The organism is Lysobacter sp. KACC 24251, assembly GCF_057747755.1.
Map to the genome: position 1 here is coordinate 1,745,718 of NZ_CM173222.1, position 16,755 is coordinate 1,762,472.

General features: G+C 66.4%; 13 protein-coding genes. 9 read left to right on the forward strand and 4 right to left on the reverse strand.

Going from position 1 to position 16,755, the window contains the following annotated elements; translation table 11 throughout:
* Positions 1 to 3: 3 nt before the first annotated feature.
* From AC3ARF_RS08200 to AC3ARF_RS08235, 8 genes are all read left to right on the forward strand, one after another.
* Positions 4 to 1,245 carry a ribosomal protein uL16 3-hydroxylase gene (locus tag AC3ARF_RS08200; RefSeq protein WP_498926888.1) on the forward strand — a complete coding sequence of 414 codons (1,242 nt, stop codon included), beginning with the start codon at positions 4 to 6 and terminating at the stop codon, positions 1,243 to 1,245.
* 1 nt (position 1,246) lies between these two features.
* Complete coding sequence (locus AC3ARF_RS08205; protein WP_498926890.1) at positions 1,247 to 2,149, forward strand: GNAT family N-acetyltransferase; 903 nt, start codon at positions 1,247 to 1,249, stop codon at positions 2,147 to 2,149.
* Between the two features lie 130 nt (positions 2,150 to 2,279).
* A complete protein-coding gene (locus AC3ARF_RS08210; RefSeq protein ID WP_498926892.1) occupies positions 2,280 to 5,111 on the forward strand; it encodes a 2-oxoglutarate dehydrogenase E1 component in 2,832 nt (943 codons plus the stop codon).
* A 52-nt stretch (positions 5,112 to 5,163) separates the two neighbouring features.
* Positions 5,164 to 6,378 (forward strand): dihydrolipoyllysine-residue succinyltransferase, encoded by a 1,215-nt coding sequence (gene sucB, locus AC3ARF_RS08215; RefSeq protein ID WP_498926894.1) that lies wholly within the window; start codon positions 5,164 to 5,166, stop codon positions 6,376 to 6,378.
* A 124-nt stretch (positions 6,379 to 6,502) separates the two neighbouring features.
* The gene (gene lpdA, locus AC3ARF_RS08220) at positions 6,503 to 7,945 is read left to right on the forward strand and encodes a dihydrolipoyl dehydrogenase (protein WP_498926896.1); all 1,443 of its coding nucleotides are present in this window, start codon (positions 6,503 to 6,505) and stop codon (positions 7,943 to 7,945) included.
* A 97-nt stretch (positions 7,946 to 8,042) separates the two neighbouring features.
* A complete protein-coding gene (locus tag AC3ARF_RS08225; RefSeq protein ID WP_498926898.1) occupies positions 8,043 to 8,636 on the forward strand; it encodes an LOG family protein in 594 nt (197 codons plus the stop codon).
* A 158-nt stretch (positions 8,637 to 8,794) separates the two neighbouring features.
* Positions 8,795 to 9,787, forward strand: a complete 993-nt coding sequence (locus AC3ARF_RS08230) for a YhdH/YhfP family quinone oxidoreductase (RefSeq protein ID WP_498926900.1) — start codon at positions 8,795 to 8,797, stop codon at positions 9,785 to 9,787.
* Between the two features lie 71 nt (positions 9,788 to 9,858).
* Positions 9,859 to 10,224, forward strand: coding sequence for a response regulator (locus AC3ARF_RS08235; protein WP_498926902.1), 366 nt, complete (start codon positions 9,859 to 9,861; stop codon positions 10,222 to 10,224).
* 41 nt (positions 10,225 to 10,265) lie between these two features.
* On the opposite strand, the gene AC3ARF_RS08240 is transcribed toward AC3ARF_RS08235, so the two are convergent.
* A complete protein-coding gene (locus tag AC3ARF_RS08240) occupies positions 10,266 to 11,186 on the reverse strand; it encodes a DnaJ C-terminal domain-containing protein (protein WP_498926903.1) in 921 nt (306 codons plus the stop codon).
* A gap of 155 nt (positions 11,187 to 11,341) precedes the next feature.
* Here AC3ARF_RS08240 and AC3ARF_RS08245 point away from each other — a divergent pair, with 155 nt between their 5' ends.
* On the forward strand, positions 11,342 to 11,824 hold the full coding sequence (locus AC3ARF_RS08245; RefSeq protein ID WP_498926905.1) for a peroxiredoxin: 483 nt from the start codon (positions 11,342 to 11,344) through the stop codon (positions 11,822 to 11,824).
* A 93-nt stretch (positions 11,825 to 11,917) separates the two neighbouring features.
* Here the strand turns inward: AC3ARF_RS08245 and gyrA are convergent, their stop codons facing one another.
* The 3 genes from gyrA to AC3ARF_RS08260 all read right to left on the reverse strand — a co-directional run bounded on the left by gyrA (position 11,918) and on the right by AC3ARF_RS08260 (position 16,642).
* Positions 11,918 to 14,563, reverse strand: coding sequence for a DNA gyrase subunit A (gene gyrA, locus AC3ARF_RS08250; RefSeq protein ID WP_498926907.1), 2,646 nt, complete (start codon positions 14,561 to 14,563; stop codon positions 11,918 to 11,920).
* A 212-nt stretch (positions 14,564 to 14,775) separates the two neighbouring features.
* Positions 14,776 to 15,837, reverse strand: coding sequence for an S-methyl-5-thioribose-1-phosphate isomerase (gene mtnA, locus AC3ARF_RS08255; RefSeq protein ID WP_498926909.1), 1,062 nt, complete (start codon positions 15,835 to 15,837; stop codon positions 14,776 to 14,778).
* Between the two features lie 46 nt (positions 15,838 to 15,883).
* Entirely contained in the window at positions 15,884 to 16,642 is a 759-nt protein-coding gene (locus AC3ARF_RS08260; protein ID WP_498926911.1) for a DUF3011 domain-containing protein, read from the reverse strand.
* Positions 16,643 to 16,755: the final 113 nt, after the last annotated feature.

The following is a 16,755-nucleotide window of genomic DNA, read 5'->3' on the forward strand; positions in this document are numbered from 1 at the left end:
ACCATGAAGCGCCCCCGGAAGCCGTCCGCGAAGCCCGCGAGCCAGGCCCTGCCTTTCGAGATCGATGCGGGAGGACATGGTCCGTTGGGCATGACTCCGGAAGTGTTCCTGCGGGACTACTGGCAGAAGCATCCGCTGCTGGTCCGCAACGCCTTCCCTGACTTCGTTTCCCCCATCCAGCCCGAAGACCTTGCCGGCGTGGCCTGCGAGGAGTTCGCCCTCTCGCGCCTGGTCATGCACGACCGCGCGCAAGACGGCTGGAGCGTGCGCTCCGGCCCGTTCGACGAGGCCATGTTCCCGGACCTGCCGCACCAGGACTGGACATTGCTGGTCCAGGACATGGACAAGTGGGATGTCGACATCCGCGAACTGCTGGAAGAGTTCCGCTTCCTTCCACGCTGGCGCATCGACGACATCATGGTCTCCTTCGCCGCGCCGGGCGGTTCGGTCGGCGCGCACGTGGACCAGTACGACGTGTTCCTGCTGCAGGCGCATGGCCATCGTCGCTGGCAGATCGATGCCTCCGTGGCGATGGGGCGCCCCGCGCCTTCGCTGGCCTTCCGCCCCGACGTCGAGCTGAAGCTGTTGCAGACGTTCCATGTCACACATGACTGGGTGCTCGGCCCGGGCGACATGCTGTACCTGCCGCCCAACGTGCCGCACAACGGCGTTGCCGAAGACGCGTGCCTGACGTTCTCGGTCGGCATGCGCGCGCCTGCTGCCGCCGAGTTGCTTGGCGATTTCGTCGACACCCTCGCGGCCGACGCCGATGAGTCGCTGCGCTACCACGACCCCGACCTTAAACCGGCGAAGGATCCGTATGAGATCGATACGGACGCGATGGCGCGTGCGGTCGAGGCCCTCAACATGCTGCGCATGAACGACCCGGAGCGGCTGGGCGACTGGTTTGGCCGCTTCATGACCATCTACCGCGCCGCTGGCGAGGTCATGCCCAACGGCGAGGACCGCTCGCGCATCGAAGTCGAATGGGACCTGGAACAGGGCGCCCAGTTGAAGCGCCACCCCTGGAGCCGGGTCGCCTGGCGCAAGGCGGCGCGCGGCGCCACGCTGTTCGTCAGCGGCCAGGATTACGCCCTGCCGTTGGCCGATGCCCGGCTGCTGGCCAACAATGCCAGCATCGACGGCCACGATTACCAGGCCCTTTCAGAGCACGGCCGCGATCTGCTGTTCTCGCTGCTGTCTGCCGGCCACTACCAGCTCCAGCTAGCCGAAGACGAGGACTGACATGCCCACGGACGCATTCCAGGTCACCCCCATCGCCTACGACACCGGCCTGGCCGAACTGCGAGCCGTGCGCGAACCGGTCTTCGTCGCGGAGCAAGGCGTGCCGTTGGACCTGGAATGGGACGACCTGGATCCGGCCTGCCACCACGTCATCGCCCGTGATGCCGAAGGCCACCCGATCGGCACTGGCCGCCTGACCCCCGAGCACCGCATAGGGCGAATGGCCGTACTCCCCCCATGGCGGGGCAAGGGCGTCGGTGACGCCCTGCTACGGGCGCTGATGGACGAGGCCCGCAAGCTCGGCTGGCGCGAGATCACCCTGCACGCGCAGGTGAGCGCGATCGGGTTCTACGCGCGCCACGGCTTCCTGCCCTACGGCCCCCGCTATGACGAGGCGGGAATCGAGCACCTGTCCATGCGCCTGCTCCTTGACCACGCCAACGCCGTGGAGACCCGCGACCAGGCGCTGGCTGCCATGATCGGCGTGGTCACCAGTACCCGACGTCATCTGGCCATTTACAGCCGCGACCTCGACCCGGGCCTGTTCGACCACCCCGACCTCATCGCCGCCCTGCGCCAGCTGGCCACCCGACGCGGCGAGATCCGCATCCTCCTGCAGGACTCCGCCACGCCCCAGCGTGCGCATGCCCCGTTGCTGGGACTGGGCCAGCGACTGTCCAGCGCCTTCCAGTTCCGCGCGGTCGAGGAACCCGGCGACCAGGCCTATGCCGCTGCGTACGCGGTCAACGACGCCGGCGGCTGGTACTTCCGCACGCTGGGCCACCGTTTCGACGGCGAAACCCGCCTGGATGACCGCGCCCGGGCCCGCCAACTGCTGGCGACCTTCGACCCCGTATGGGAGCGCGCGCGCGCCTGCAGCGAATATCGGGCCCTCGGCATTTGAGTGTTTTGACTTAAGTGTTAACCGCGGGGCCGCTTCCAGTGGCTATAATTCCGAATCTTGATTTCCTGAATAGCGCCTGCCCTCGCGCGGGCCTCCCCGCCTCCCCCAAAAGAGATTCGCGATCACCATCGTGGACAGCCTCCTGAAGCAGTTCTCCCAGTCGTCCCAGCTCGGCGCGAACGCCGCCTTCATCGAAGACCTGTACGAGCAGTACCTGGTCGACCCCGACAGCGTCGGGGCCAAGTGGAAAACCTATTTCGACGGCTTCAAGGGCCGTGAGGCGGGCGACGTGCCCCACTCGGCCGCGATCGAAAGCATCGTGGACGCGGGCAAGCGCGCCGCCAAGGGCCAGGTCACGGTCGCCGCGGGCGCAGGTGATGAACGCGAACGCCAGGTCGGTCGCCTGATCACCGCCTACCGCTCGCGCGGCCATCTGGGTGCCAACATCGACCCGCTGGGACTGATGCAGAAGCCGGAAGCCCCGGACCTTGGGCTGGCCTTCCACCGCCTGTCCGAGAGCGACCTCAAGGCCGAGTTCAGCACCGGCGGCGTGGGCGGCTTTGATCGCATGAAACTGGGCGATCTGATGGCCCTGCTCAAGGCCACCTACACCGGCCCCATCGGCGCGGAGTTCATGCACATCACCGACGCCGAACAGCGTCGCTGGATCTACGAACGCCTGGAAAAGGCTGGCGGCAAGTACGGCCGCACCGCCGACGACAAGAAGCGCATCCTCGAGCGCCTCACCGCCGCCGATGGCCTGGAGCGCTACCTGGGCACCAAGTACGTCGGCCAGAAGCGCTTCTCGCTGGAAGGCGGCGACGCCCTGGTGCCGCTGATGGACACCACCATCCGTCGCGCTGGCCAGAATGGCGCCAAGGACGTGGTCATCGGCATGGCCCACCGCGGCCGCCTCAACCTGCTGGTCAACACGCTGGGCAAGCCGCCGCGCCACCTCTTCGACGAGTTCGAAGGCAAGTTCGAGCACGTGCACAGCGACCTCGCCCACCAGGGCGACGTCAAGTACCACATGGGCTTCAGCGCCGACGTCGCCACGCCGGGTGGTCCGGTGCATCTGGCGCTGGCGTTCAACCCGTCGCACCTGGAGATCGTCGACCCGGTGGTCGTCGGTTCGGTGCGTTCGCGCCAGACCCGTCGCGGCGAGAAGGGCCGCGAGCAGGTGCTGCCGATCCTGATCCACGGCGACGCCGCATTTGCCGGCCAGGGCGTGGTGATGGAGCTGTTCCAGATGTCGCAGGCCCGCGGCTTCGCCGTTGGCGGCACGGTGCACATCGTCATCAACAACCAGGTGGGCTTCACCACCAGCGCCGTGCAGGACGCCCGCTCCACCCTGTACTGCACCGACGTGGCCAAGATGGTCGGCGCGCCGATCCTGCACGTGAATGGCGACGATCCGGAAGCGGTGGTGTTCTGCGCCGAGCTGGCGTTGGACTTCCGCAACCGCTTTGGCCGCGACGTGGTCATCGACCTGGTGTGCTACCGCCGCCACGGCCATAACGAGGCCGACGAGCCGGCCGCGACCCAGCCGGTGATGTACCAGGTCATCCGCAAGCACAAGACCCCGCGCGAGTTGTACGCCGCGCGCCTGGTCGAGGAAGGCACCCTCACCGCCGACGAGGCCCAGGCGCTGGTCGACGGCTATCGCCAGAAGCTGGACGACGGCGTGGTCACCACCGAGGTGGTGGAGGTCAAGCCGGACGAGTTCACCATCGACTGGACCAAGTACCTGACCGGCAAGCTGTCCGACCCGGTGGACACCACCTTTGACAGCAAGAAGCTGGTCCAGCTCGCCACCGAGATCAACGCGGTCCCGGACAGCATCAAGCTGCACCCGCGCGTCGCCAAGATCTACGAGGACCGCCGCAAGATGACGGCGGGCGAGCTGCTAGGCGACTGGGGCTTCGCCGAGAACCTCGCCTACGCCACCCTGCTGGACGAAGGCTACAAGCTGCGTCTGGTCGGTCAGGACTGCGGCCGGGGCACGTTCTTCCACCGCCACGCCATCCAGCACGAACAGACCAGCGACGAGTACATCCTGCCGCTGCGCCGCCTGGTAAAGAACCCGGTGGACGTCACCATCATCGACTCGCTGCTGAGCGAGGAAGCGGTGATGGCGTTCGAGTACGGCTATTCCACGGCCGATCCGATGACCCTGGACATCTGGGAAGCGCAGTTCGGCGACTTCGCCAACGGCGCGCAGGTGGTCGTGGACCAGTTCCTGTCCTCGGGCGAGGCCAAGTGGGGTCGCCTGAGCGGCCTGGCGCTGTTCCTGCCGCACGGCTACGAAGGCCAGGGACCGGAGCACAGCTCCGCGCGCCTGGAGCGTTACCTGCAGCTGTGCGCGCTCAACAACATGATCGTGTGCACGCCGACCACCCCGGCGCAGGCGTACCACATGATCCGCCGCCAGATGCGCATGACCACCCGCAAGCCGTTGGTGGTGATGACGCCGAAGTCGCTGCTGCGCCACAAGCTGGCCGTGTCCTCGATGGACGAACTGGCGAAGGGCGAATTCCAGCAGTTGATCCCGGACGCCAACGCCAACCCGAAGAAGGTCAAGCGCGTCGTGGTCTGCGGGGGCAAGGTTTACTACGACCTGCTGGAAGAGCAGCAGAAGCAGGGCCTGGACACCGTGGCCCTCGTTCGCGTGGAGCAGTTGTATCCGTTCCCGCGCCCCCAGCTCACCGCCGAGCTCAAGCGCTTCCCGGCCGCCACCGACGTCGTGTGGTGCCAGGAAGAACCGCAGAACCAGGGCGCGTGGTACCAGATCCGCCACCACCTCAACGCCTGCCTGTCGCCGAAGCAGTCGCTGCACTACGCCGGCCGTGCCCGCTCGCCGTCGCCGGCGGCCGGCCACTTCGCCGACCACGTGCGCGAACAGACCCAGCTGATCGCCGACGCGCTGGTCAACTCGCTCCGCGGCGAAGCCGGCGACGAGTGACCTTCACCCCTTCCCCCCTTTCTAACTTTACGCAAGCCAGGATGCCCGCCCCATGAGCACCGAGATCAAAGTTCCGGTCCTGCCCGAGTCCGTCTCCGACGCCACCATCGCCACGTGGCACAAGAAGGTGGGCGATGCCGTCAAGCGTGACGAGAACATCGTCGACCTCGAGACCGACAAGGTCGTGCTGGAAGTGCCGTCGCCGGTCGATGGCGTGATCAAGGAAATCAAGTTCGAAGAAGGCGCCACCGTGCTCAGCCAGCAGCTGATCGCGGTCGTCGAGGAAGGCGCCGCGGCCGCGGCCGCTCCGGCTGCCCAGCCTGCCGCCGGCGCGCAGGAAGTGCAGCCGAAGGCCGAGGCCGCCAAGGCCGCGGCCGCCGCTCCGGCGTCCACCACCCCGGCCCCAGTCACCACCGGCGCCGCCCTGCCGCCAGGCGCCCGTTTTGAAGCCATTACCAGTGGCGTCGATGCCTCGCAGGTGGCGGGCACCGGTCGCCGCGGCATGGTCACCAAGGAAGACATCGTCAACTACGCCAAGTCCGGCGGCGTCGGCGCGGCCGGTGGTGCGCGTCCGGAAGAGCGCGTGCCGATGACCCGCATGCGCGCCCGCATCGCCGAGCGCCTGATGCAGTCGAAGGAATCGATCGCCATGCTGACCTCGTTCAACGAGGTCAACCTGGGCAAGGTCATGGCCATGCGCAAGGAACTGGGCGAGGCCTTCGAGAAGGCCAACGGCGTCAAGCTCGGCTTCATGAGCTTCTTCGCCAAGGCTGCCGCCAACGCGTTGCAGAAGTATCCGGTTGTCAATGCGTCGGTCGACGGCAACGACATCGTCTACCACGGCTATGCCGACATCTCGATCGCCGTGTCCACCGACAAGGGCCTGGTCACCCCGGTGCTGCGCAACGTCGAGCGCATGGGCTTCGCCGACGTCGAGAAGCAGATCGGCGAATACGCCAAGAAGGCGCGTGACGGCAAGATCGGCCTGGAAGACCTCCAGGGCGGCACCTTCACCATCACCAACGGTGGCACCTTCGGCTCGCTGATGTCGACCCCCATCGTCAACCCGCCGCAGTCGGCCATCCTGGGCATGCATGCCATCAAGGAGCGCGCCATCGTCGAGAACGGTCAGGTCGTCGCCGCGCCGATGATGTACATCGCGCTGTCCTACGACCACCGCATCATCGATGGCAAGGACGCGGTCCTCTTCCTGGTCGACATCAAGAACCAGCTCGAGAACCCGCACCGCATGCTGCTGGGCATGTGATCGCACTGGGACGGGAACCGGCAACGGTTCCCGTCCGCGTTTCCGGACACAGGGTCCTGCCCTGCCCCCGCCAACAGCTTCAAGGACGCGCCACGGCGCGCACGGCTGAACACCAGAGATCCCCATGAGCGAACAACAGAATTTCGACGTCGTCGTCATCGGCGGCGGCCCCGCCGGTTACCACGCTGCCATCCGCGCCGCCCAACTGGGCCTGAAGACCGCGTGCATCGACGCCGCGCTCGGCAAGGACGGCAAGCCTGCCCTCGGCGGCACCTGCCTGCGCGTGGGCTGCATCCCGTCGAAGGCGCTGCTCGACAGCTCGCGCCAGTTCTGGAACATGGGCCACCTCTTCGACCAGCACGGCATCAGCTTCGAGAAGCCGGCGATCGACGTGAAAAAGATGGTCGCCCGCAAGGACGGCATCGTGAAGCAGTTCACCGGCGGTATCGCCGCGCTGTTCAAGGCCAACAAGGTCGCCGCGTTCTACGGCTTCGGCCAGCTGCAGCCGGGCAACGTGGTCAAGGTCACCCAGCATGACGGCAGCGTCGTCGAGCTCAAGGGCACCAACGTCGTCATCGCCGCGGGTTCGGACTCCATCGAGCTGCCGTTCGCCAAGTTCGACGGCGAGTGCATCGTCGACAACGTGGGCGGTCTGGACTTCGAAGCGGTGCCGGAGCGCCTGGGCGTGATCGGCGCCGGCGTGATCGGCCTGGAGCTGGGCAGCGTGTGGAACCGCCTCGGCGCCAAGGTCACCATCCTGGAAGCGCTGCCGGGGTTCCTGTCCGCCGCGGACGCCGAGGTTGGCAAGGTGTCGGCCCGCGAGTTCAAGAAGCAGGGCCTGGATATCAAGCTCGGCGCCAAGGTCTCCAAGGCCGAGGTCAAGGGCAAGGGCAAGAAGAAGGAAGTCGAGCTCACCTACACCGATGCCTCGGGTGAGCAGACCATCGTGGTCGACAAGCTGCTGGTCGCCGTCGGCCGCCGCGCCGCCACCAAGGGCCTTCTGGCCGAAGGCACCGGCGTTCGCGTCAACGAGCGCGGCCAGATCGAAGTGGACGAGCACTGCCACACCGGCGTTGACGGCGTCTGGGCGGTGGGCGACTGCGTGCGCGGCCCGATGCTGGCGCACAAGGGCTTCGAGGAAGGTATCGCCGTCGCCGAGCTGATCGCCGGCCTGCCCGGTCACGTCAACTTCGACACCATACCGTGGGTGATCTACACCGAGCCGGAAATTGCCTGGGTCGGCAAGACCGAAGAGCAGCTCAAGGCCGAAGGCGTTCCCTACAAGGCTGGCAGCTTCCCGTTCGCCGCCGTGGGCCGCGCCGTGGCCATGGCCGAGCCGGCCGGCTTCGTGAAGGTCATCGCCCACGCCGAGACCGACCGCGTGCTGGGCATGCACCTCGTGGGCGCCAACGTGTCCGAACTGGTGCACGAGGGCGTGCTGACCATGGAGTTCAGCGGCTCGGCCGACGACTTGGCCCGCATCTGCCATGCGCATCCGTCGCTGTCGGAAGCCGTGCATGACGCGGCCATGGCGGTGCACAAGCGCGCCATCCACAAGGCGAACTAAGGTTCGGCTGGCGCCAGTCAGGCTGGCGTTGAATGCAGTGTCACGGACGGCGCACCCCACGGTGCGCCGTTCTGCTTTGAAGACGAGGTGACAACACATGAAGTCCGTTGCGGTGTATTGCGGTTCCAACCCTGGCGCCCGGCCCATCTACACCGAGCGTGCAATCGCGCTGGGCCAGCAACTTGCGCGCAATGGAATCAGGCTCGTCTATGGCGGCGGCAACGTCGGGTTGATGGGCATCGTCGCCGACGCGGCGCTGGAGGCCGGTGGCGAAGTCATCGGCATCATTCCCGAGCAGTTGATGGGCTGGGAAGTCGCGCACAGGGGCTTGACCCGCCTTGAGGTCGTGGCCAACATGCACGAGCGCAAGATGCGCATGTTCGATCTGTCCGAGGGCTTTATTGCCCTGCCCGGCGGCTTCGGCACCCTGGACGAGATGTTCGAGATGCTGACCTGGCGGCAGCTGGGCATCGGCGACAAGCCCTGCGCGTTCCTGGACGTGGACGGCTTCTATGCCCCCCTCGTTGCCATGATGGACCGCATGGTCGAAGAACGCTTCCTGCACGCCGACCAGCGCCGCGACCTGTGGCACGGTGACGACATTCCGGGAATGCTCGAGTGGATGCGCCGCTACGAACCCGCACAGGCCAGCAAATGGCTGGACGAGAAGCGTCGGACCGCACTCCGCTGACGCGGCGCGGCGGATCTGCTGCAGCCCCCCAATGCGCACACTCGCTGCAAAGCTGATTGTCTGGCGTGAATCGACGAAGGTCGCATCCCGCCGGGATGCGGGATCGATTCGTCGCGGTCACAATAGCGACCGGGCCCGCATCTTCCACGGACGCACGCATGACCATTCCCAGCCATTTCGCCGCATTCCGCATCCATAACGACGACGCGGGCTACCGTAGCGGCATCGACCAGATCGGGCTCGATGACCTGGCCCCAGGCGAAGTGGTCATCAAGACCGCGTACTCATCGATCAACTTCAAGGATGCCTTGGCGGGCACGGGCCAAGGCAAGATCCTGCGGCGCTTCCCCCTTGTGGGCGGCATCGACGTCGCCGGCCATGTGGTGGCTTCCACCGACCCGGCGTTCAAGGAAGGCGATGCGGTCCTCACCACGGGGTGCGGACTCAGCGAGACCCGTGATGGCGGGTATGGCGAATACGCGCGCCTGGAGGCACGTTGGGCCGTGCACCTGCCGCAAGGCCTGGCCCTGCGCGAAAGCATGGTCCTTGGTACCGCCGGCTTTACCGCTGCGTTGGCGCTGCTGCGCATGGTGGAAAACCGCCAGTCGCCAGAGCTCGGCCCGCTTGCGGTCACCGGCGCCACCGGCGGAGTCGGATCGCTGGCGGTCGACATCTTCAGCCAAGCCGGCTTCGAGGTGCATGCCATCAGTGGCAAACCGGAGCATGCGGATTACCTGAAGGCCATTGGTGCCAGCCGGGTGCTGGGACGGGATGCCCTTGCCACCACCCGCCCGCTGGAGTCGGCGCGTTTCGGCGGCGGGCTCGACAATGTGGGCGGAACGATGCTCGCCAGCCTGCTTGCGCAGACCACGCCCTACGGCAACGTGGCCAGCGCTGGCCTGGCCGCCAGCGCTGAACTGCCCACGACGGTCATGCCCTTCATCATCCGCGGTGTCTCGCTGCTGGGGGTGGCGTCCGCAGGTACCGCCCGCGACATCCGCGACGCCGTCTGGCAGCACCTGGCATCGGACTGGAAGCCTCGCCACCTCGAACGAATCTGCACCCGCGAAGTCGCGCTGGCCGACCTGCCCAGCGTGTTCCCGACCATGTTGGCGGGCGGTTCATTCGGCCGTACGCTGGTCACGTTCTGAGCCTTGCCCGTTCAGCAATGCTTGCGGTGTCGTCGCGCACCGCTACAATCGACGGTAACAAGGGGGAGCTGATGGCGCGTATCCTGGTCGTTGACGATTCACCGGTGCAGCTGATGGGGATCCGTCGCATCGTGGAAAAACTGGGGCATGAAGCGCTTACGGCCGAAGATGGGGCCGCGGGCGTCGAAGCTGCAAAGCGCGAGCTGCCCGACCTCATCCTGATGGACGTGGTGATGCCGAACCTCAACGGGTTCCAGGCCACGCGTTCGATCTGCCGCGATGCAGCCACCAAGCACATTCCGGTCGTACTGGTGACCACCAAGGACCAGGACACCGACCGCGTCTGGGGCATGCGCCAGGGCGCCAAGGCGTACATCACCAAGCCCTTCAGCGAGGACGACCTGTCCTCGGTGATCGCGGACCTGTTGCCGCGATAAACCGGCGGGGGCGATGCTGCCCCTGCCTTCCGTGCGAGCCCTCAGGCCCGCCGCCAGTCATTACCGAATGCGTCGCGCAGGTTGGCATAGGCCGCCTGCTGCGAATCGGTGTGCGCCTTTGGCGCAAGCACTTCCAGCTCCACGATCTGGTCACCGGCAGGATGTCGGCCACTCGCATCACCCGGCAGGCCCCGGCCACGCAGGCGCAACTTGCGACCCGCCTCGGATCCTGCGGGAATCTTCAACTCCACGCGCCCACCCAGGGTCGGAACGCTCAACGTGGCGCCCAGCGCGGCCTCCCACGGCGCGATCGGCAGGATGTGGATGACGTTGCGGCCGTCCACCTCGAACTGGGGGTGTGCGGCGTATTCGATCTCCAGCAGCAGATCGCCGTGCGTGCCCTGCCCGCCAAGTCGGATCACCTGCCCGGGGCGCACGCCCTTGGGCACGCGCACTTCGAGGGTCTTGCCGTTGACCGAGATGCGGACACTGCTGCCTTCATGGACCGCTTCCAGCGACACGGCCAGCTTGGCGCGGGTGTCACCCCGCGGCGCCGGACCACGACCCGCGCCCCCGCCCGGGCCCTGGCCGAAGCCGCCCGCGCGCCCGCGCCCGAACAGGCTCTCGAAGAAGTCGCTGAAGCCACCACCGGCACCACCGCCGGCGAATATCTCCTCGAAGTCGACGCCGCCAGGGCCACCACCAAAGCCGCCCGGCGGGGGCTGTATGTCGTCACCCGGACGGTAGCCCCGCGCGCGCAACTGGTCGTAGGCCTGGCGCTTCTGCGGATCGCGCAGCGCCTCGTAGGCCTCGTTGATCGCCTTGAACCTGTCCTCGGCGTCGGACTCCTTGCTCACGTCAGGGTGGTACTTGCGCGCGAGGCGACGATAGGCGGTCTTGATCTCCGCCTCGCCGGCCGTGGGCTCCACTCCCAACGTCTGGTAATAGTCCTTGAACTGCATAAAGCGCTCCGGTTGTCCAACGCCAACAGCCAAGCCTCCGAGGCTGGCCCAGCCTGCACTCATGGCGGCGAGTGCGTCAATTTCAAGTGATCGACCTCGTGCCCGGTGCAGAGGATACTCTGTGGTTTGAAGCCCCCCACGCACAGGAGCAACCCATGACCATCCAGGTCGGCGACCATCTGCCCGAGATCCCGCTGCAGCGTATCCGCGATGGTGTCGAGATCGTCGATACCGCCACGCTTTTCAACGGCCGCCGGGCGGTGCTGTTCGCGGTGCCGGGCGCATTCACCCCCACCTGCTCGGAGCGTCACCTGCCTGGCTTTGTCGAGAACTTCGAAGCGTTCCGCAGCCGTGGCATCGATGTCTACTGCATGGCCGTCAACGACGCCTTCGTGATGCAGGCGTGGGGCAAGAGCCAGAACGTTCCCGAAGGCCTCACCCTGCTGGCTGATGGCAATGGCGAGTTCACCCGCGCCCTCGGCCTGGAACTGGACGCCACCGGTTACGGCATGGGCATCCGCTCCAAGCGCTTCGCGCTCTACTCCGACCATGGCGTGGTGCGTCAGTTGCACGTCGAGGCGCCAGGCGAGTTTCACGTTTCGTCTGCCGAGTACGTGCTGGAGCACCTGCCCGCATGATGTCCGCGCCTCCTCCTGCAAAGGTTGAGGCGCGAAGCAAAAAGCCCCGGCTCGCGCCGGGGCTTTTCATTTCATCCAGGCCCGCCTCGGCCCTCAGGCATCTGCGGCGCCGTCGCCCTCGGCCACCACGGCTTCGCCGCCGCTGATGGTGCTGCCTTCGCCCTCAACGCCTTCATCGTCGTCCAGCGAAGCATCCAGGCGCTCGATGGCCTGCAATGTCTCGCCCGCGCCAAGGCGCATCAGGGTCACGCCCTGCGTATTGCGACCCACCTGCGAGATCTCGGCCGCCCGCGTGCGGACCAATGTGCCACCGTCCGAGATCAGCAGCACGTCGTGGTGGTCGCTGAGCTGGATCGCACCGACCAGCGCGCCGTTGCGCTCCGTGGTCTTCAGTGCGATCACGCCCTGGATGCCGCGACCCTTGCGCGGGTATTCGTCCAACGGGGTGCGCTTGCCGAAGCCGTGCTGCGACGCGGTGAGGATATCGCCCTCGCCATCAACCACGATCAGGCTCACCACCTTGGCGCCGGCAGTGGCTTCGTCGCCCTCGCCTTCACCCTCGGCCAGGCGCATGCCGCGCACGCCGGTGGCGGTACGACCCATGGCGCGCACCTCCTCCTCGTTGAAGCGCACGGCCTTGCCATTGCTGGCAAACAGCATGACGTCCCGATTGCCGTCAGTCAGCTCGGCGTTGACCAGCGCATCGCCCTCGTCGAGATTGATGGCGATCTTGCCGCGCGCCAGCTTGAACGCGAACTCGGTGAGCGGCGTCTTCTTGACGGTGCCGTTGCGGGTGGCGAAGAAGACGTACTTGCCTTCTACGTACTCGCGCACCGGGACCATGGCCTGTACCTTCTCGCCGGCTTCCAGTGCGATCCAGTTGATGATCGGACGGCCCCGGGCATTCGGGCCGGCGTCGGGCAACTGGTGCACGGGCAGCCAGAACACGCGACCGGCACTGGTGAAGGTCAGCAGCGTGTCGTGCGTGTTGACCAGCCATAGCTGGTCGATGAAATCCTCATCCTTGGTCGAGGCGGCATTACGACCCTTGCCCCCGCGCTTCTGCGCACGGTAGGTGGTCACCGGCTGACGCTTCGCATAGCCCGCGTGCGACAGGGTCACGACCACGTCTTCCGGCGCGATCAGGTCCAGGATATCGAGGTCTTCCTCGCTCTGGCGGATTTCGCTGCGACGCGCGTCGCCGAACTCTTCCTTGACGTTGCGCAGCTCGGTGCGGATCACCTCCAGCAGGACGTTCGGATCCTCGAGGATCTCGATCAGGCCGCGGATGGTCTCCAGCAACAGCTTGTATTCCTCGGTGAGCTTGTCCTGCTCCAGTCCGGTCAGGCGGTGCAGGCGCATTTCCAGGACCTGCTGGGCCTGCGCCTCGGTCAGCTGGTAGCGGCCGTCGACCAGGCCCACGCCCTGCGGCAGGTCCTCGGGGCGAGAGGCCTCAGCGCCAGCCGCGGCCAACAGCGCGCCGACCAGGCCCGGCTCCCAGGTGCGCGCCAGCATGCGCTCGCGCGCCTCATTGGGGTTGGCCGAGGTCTTGATCAGCTCGATCATCTCGTCGATGTTGGCGAGCGCGACGGTCAGGCCTTCCAGGATATGCGCGCGCTGGCGAGCCTTGCGCAGCTCGAAGATGGTGCGGCGGGTCACCACCTCGCGCCGGTGGCGCACGAAGATCTCCAGCAGCTCCTTGAGGTTCAGCAGCTTCGGACGCCCGTCGACAATGGCGACCATGTTGATGCCGAACACCGACTCCATCTGGGTCTGCTGATAGAGGTTGTTGAGCACGACCTCCGCCGACTCGCCGCGCTTGATCTCGATGTAGATGCGCATGCCGTCCTTGTCGGACTCGTCGCGCAGCTCGCTGATGCCCTCGAGCTTCTTCTCCTTGACCAGCTCCGCGATCTTCTCGATCAGGCGGGCCTTGTTGACCTGGTACGGGATCTCGGTGACCGCGATGGCCTCACGGCCGTTGTCGTTGACCTCGATCTCGGCGCGGGCGCGCATGCGCACCCGCCCACGGCCGGTGCGGTAGCCGGCGATGATGCCGGCGGTGCCGTTGATGATGCCCGCGGTCGGGAAATCGGGGCCGGGGATGTACTCCATCAGCCCGTCGACGTCGATCAGCGGATTGTCGATCAGCGCAATGGTCGCGTCGATCACTTCCGACAGGTTGTGCGGCGGGATGTTGGTGGCCATGCCCACCGCGATGCCAGCCGAACCGTTGACCAGCAGGTTCGGGATCCGGGTCGGCATGACCGTCGGCTCCAGTTCCTTCTCGTCGTAGTTGGGCTGGAAGTCGACGGTTTCCTTGTCGATGTCAGCCATCAGCTCATGGCTGAGGCGCGACATGCGCGCTTCGGTATATCGCATGGCCGCGGCGGAGTCGCCGTCGATGGAGCCGAAGTTACCCTGGCCGTCCACCAGCATGTAGCGCAGCGAGAACGGCTGCGCCATGCGCACCAGCGTGTCGTAAACCGCCGTGTCACCGTGCGGGTGGTACTTACCGATCACGTCACCGACGATACGCGCCGACTTGTAGTACGGCTTGTTGCTGTGCGCGCCGAGCTCGTTCATCGCGTACAGGACGCGGCGGTGCACCGGCTTGAGACCGTCCCGGGCATCCGGGAGTGCGCGGCCCACGATCACGCTCATCGCGTAATCGAGGTAGCTCCTGCGCATCTCGTCTTCGAGGTTTACCGGGATGATTTCCTTGGCGAGTTCGGCCATCAGGGTTCCGTGTTCTGCGGTGATCTGCGCCACTGGCAACGGCGACGTGCGGGCGCGTCCGGCAGGCCGGAATGCGTCGCTTCGAGAGCCATTTCAGGGCGTGCGAAAAGGACATTCAATCCTATCACATCCAGCGCCCTGATTGACGCGGATTTTCCACGCAGAAACAGATACTTACACTGAAATCGGTGGGGATTTTCCGGAATGGACCCTCAGGCGCGGAATGCGGCCTGCATCTTCCCCAGGTCAGGCTGCTCGATCACGCCCTTCTCGGTCACGATCGCGTCAATCAACGAGGCCGGGGTCACGTCGAACACCGGGTTCCAGGCGGCAATATCCGGCGCCGCGGTGCGCACGCCGCCAATGGCAAACATTTCGCCCGGATCACGCTCCTCGATGTGAATCGCATCGCCAGTGGGCGTGGCCATGTCGACGGTGGACGACGGCGCGACCACCATGAACTTCACGCCGTGGTGGCGCGCGGCGATAGCAAGCGAATAGGTGCCGATCTTGTTGGCCGTGTCGCCATTCGCGCAGATCCGGTCGGCACCGACAATGACCCAGTCCACCGCGCCGGTCTTCATCAGGTGGGCGGCGGCGGCATCGGCGACCAGCGTCGGCGCGATGCCGTCCTGCTGCAGTTCCCAGGCCGTCAGGCGTGCACCCTGCAGCCACGGGCGGGTCTCGCCGGCGTAGACCTTGGCGATGCGGCCCTGTGCCACGCCCGCGCGGATTACGCCCAAGGCGGTACCGAAACCCGCGGTGGCAAGCGAACCGGTGTTGCAGTGGGTCATGACGTCGCTGCCGGGCGCGATCAACGCAGCACCCAGCTCGCCCATGCGCCGGTTCGCGGCGAGATCCTCTTCAGCGATGGCCTGGGCTTCCCGCGCCAGCACCTCACGCCAATCGGCGCCGGCGACCGCCAACGCGCTGCGCATGCGTGCCAGCGCCCACGCCAGGTTTACGGCGGTGGGCCGCGCGGCGTTGAGCTGCTGCATGGCAGGTTCCAGTTTCACGGCGGCGTCGGCGCCGCTGTCGGCCTGGACCTCCCGGGCTGCCAGCACCACGCCCCACGCAGCCGCAATTCCAATGGCGGGCGCACCACGTACGGTCAGCGCATGGATCGCCTCGGCAACCCCGGCACTGTCGGTGCACGCGACGTACTCGACCACGAACGGCAGCTTGCGCTGGTCCAGCAGCTCAAGGGCGTCGCCCGTCCAACGGATCGGGCGGATACGGTCGTAGCGGTCAAAATCCAGGCGGGCGTCATTCATGCGCCCAATTCTAGCGCGGCGTCCGTGACACAGCGCCGTTCACGCGCTACTCGTTGCGACCCAAACCCCAGCCCGGGTCGTGGCGGTAACCCACTTCAAAATCGGCGCGGCAGCCTTCCTTCACCCAGATCCCGTTGCGGTCGAAGCGCCAGTTGTGGCCTTCGATGCAGGTCGTGCGCGAGATCTGGCGGGCGACACGTACACCACCCCGGGTATTCACCGGGCAGTGTTCCTGCCGGCCATCGTTGGATTCGCAGCGAACGACCTGGGCGGCGCCACGGTCGGGACGCCCGTCAGAGGCGCTGATGCGGAACTCGGCGCGGCAACCGCCGCTCACCCATACACCGCGCGGATCGATGCCCCAGGTCTGGTTGCGCAAGCAGTTGCTGCGAGAAAGTTGGCGGGAAAATTCGACGCGCCCTTCTTCGCCCGTCGCGCAATGCTTCCAGCGACCGTCCTTGGATTCGCAGCGTAACGTGCGGTCACGACTACCAATTCGTCGATCGTCGTCGTTTTCGGCGCCATAGCCATAGGCAAAATCAGCTCGGCACCCATCGGAGACCCACACGCCATCGCGGCTGACGCCCCAGGTACGGCCACGCACGCATTCCGTCCGCGACAGTTGCTTCGCGACGCGAACGCCGCCACCACCAAGTTGGATGGGGCATTCACGCAGCCGGCCATCGCGCGACTCGCACCGGACCGTGCCAGCACCGGGAGCTCCACCATACTGTGCCAATGCCGTCGGCGCCGCGGCGATCGTGGCGAACCCAAACAGGACAGCGAGCAGGTTGTTGCAGTGCATCAGCCAATCCCCTGTGATTGCCGTCAGTACGATCCCACTCTACCGCGCCTGTGTGAACGCAAGCACGCGGCATTCGCTTTTCGGGACGGCCATCAGCGCTCGTTCACATAACG

Bases quoted from the DNA above. Each gene is read 5' to 3' on its own strand.
- AC3ARF_RS08225 (WP_498926898.1), top strand. From the start codon at position 8,043: ATGAAGTCCGTTGCGGTGTATTGCGGTTCCAACCCTGGCGCCCGGCCC.
- AC3ARF_RS08260 (WP_498926911.1), bottom strand. From the start codon at position 16,642: ATGCACTGCAACAACCTGCTCGCTGTCCTGTTTGGGTTCGCCACGATC.
- sucB (WP_498926894.1), top strand. From the start codon at position 5,164: ATGAGCACCGAGATCAAAGTTCCGGTCCTGCCCGAGTCCGTCTCCGAC.
- mtnA (WP_498926909.1), bottom strand. From the start codon at position 15,837: ATGAATGACGCCCGCCTGGATTTTGACCGCTACGACCGTATCCGCCCG.
- AC3ARF_RS08235 (WP_498926902.1), top strand. From the start codon at position 9,859: ATGGCGCGTATCCTGGTCGTTGACGATTCACCGGTGCAGCTGATGGGG.
- AC3ARF_RS08205 (WP_498926890.1), top strand. From the start codon at position 1,247: ATGCCCACGGACGCATTCCAGGTCACCCCCATCGCCTACGACACCGGC.
- AC3ARF_RS08245 (WP_498926905.1), top strand. From the start codon at position 11,342: ATGACCATCCAGGTCGGCGACCATCTGCCCGAGATCCCGCTGCAGCGT.
- AC3ARF_RS08230 (WP_498926900.1), top strand. From the start codon at position 8,795: ATGACCATTCCCAGCCATTTCGCCGCATTCCGCATCCATAACGACGAC.
- gyrA (WP_498926907.1), bottom strand. From the start codon at position 14,563: ATGGCCGAACTCGCCAAGGAAATCATCCCGGTAAACCTCGAAGACGAG.
- AC3ARF_RS08240 (WP_498926903.1), bottom strand. From the start codon at position 11,186: ATGCAGTTCAAGGACTATTACCAGACGTTGGGAGTGGAGCCCACGGCC.
- AC3ARF_RS08200 (WP_498926888.1), top strand. From the start codon at position 4: ATGAAGCGCCCCCGGAAGCCGTCCGCGAAGCCCGCGAGCCAGGCCCTG.
- lpdA (WP_498926896.1), top strand. From the start codon at position 6,503: ATGAGCGAACAACAGAATTTCGACGTCGTCGTCATCGGCGGCGGCCCC.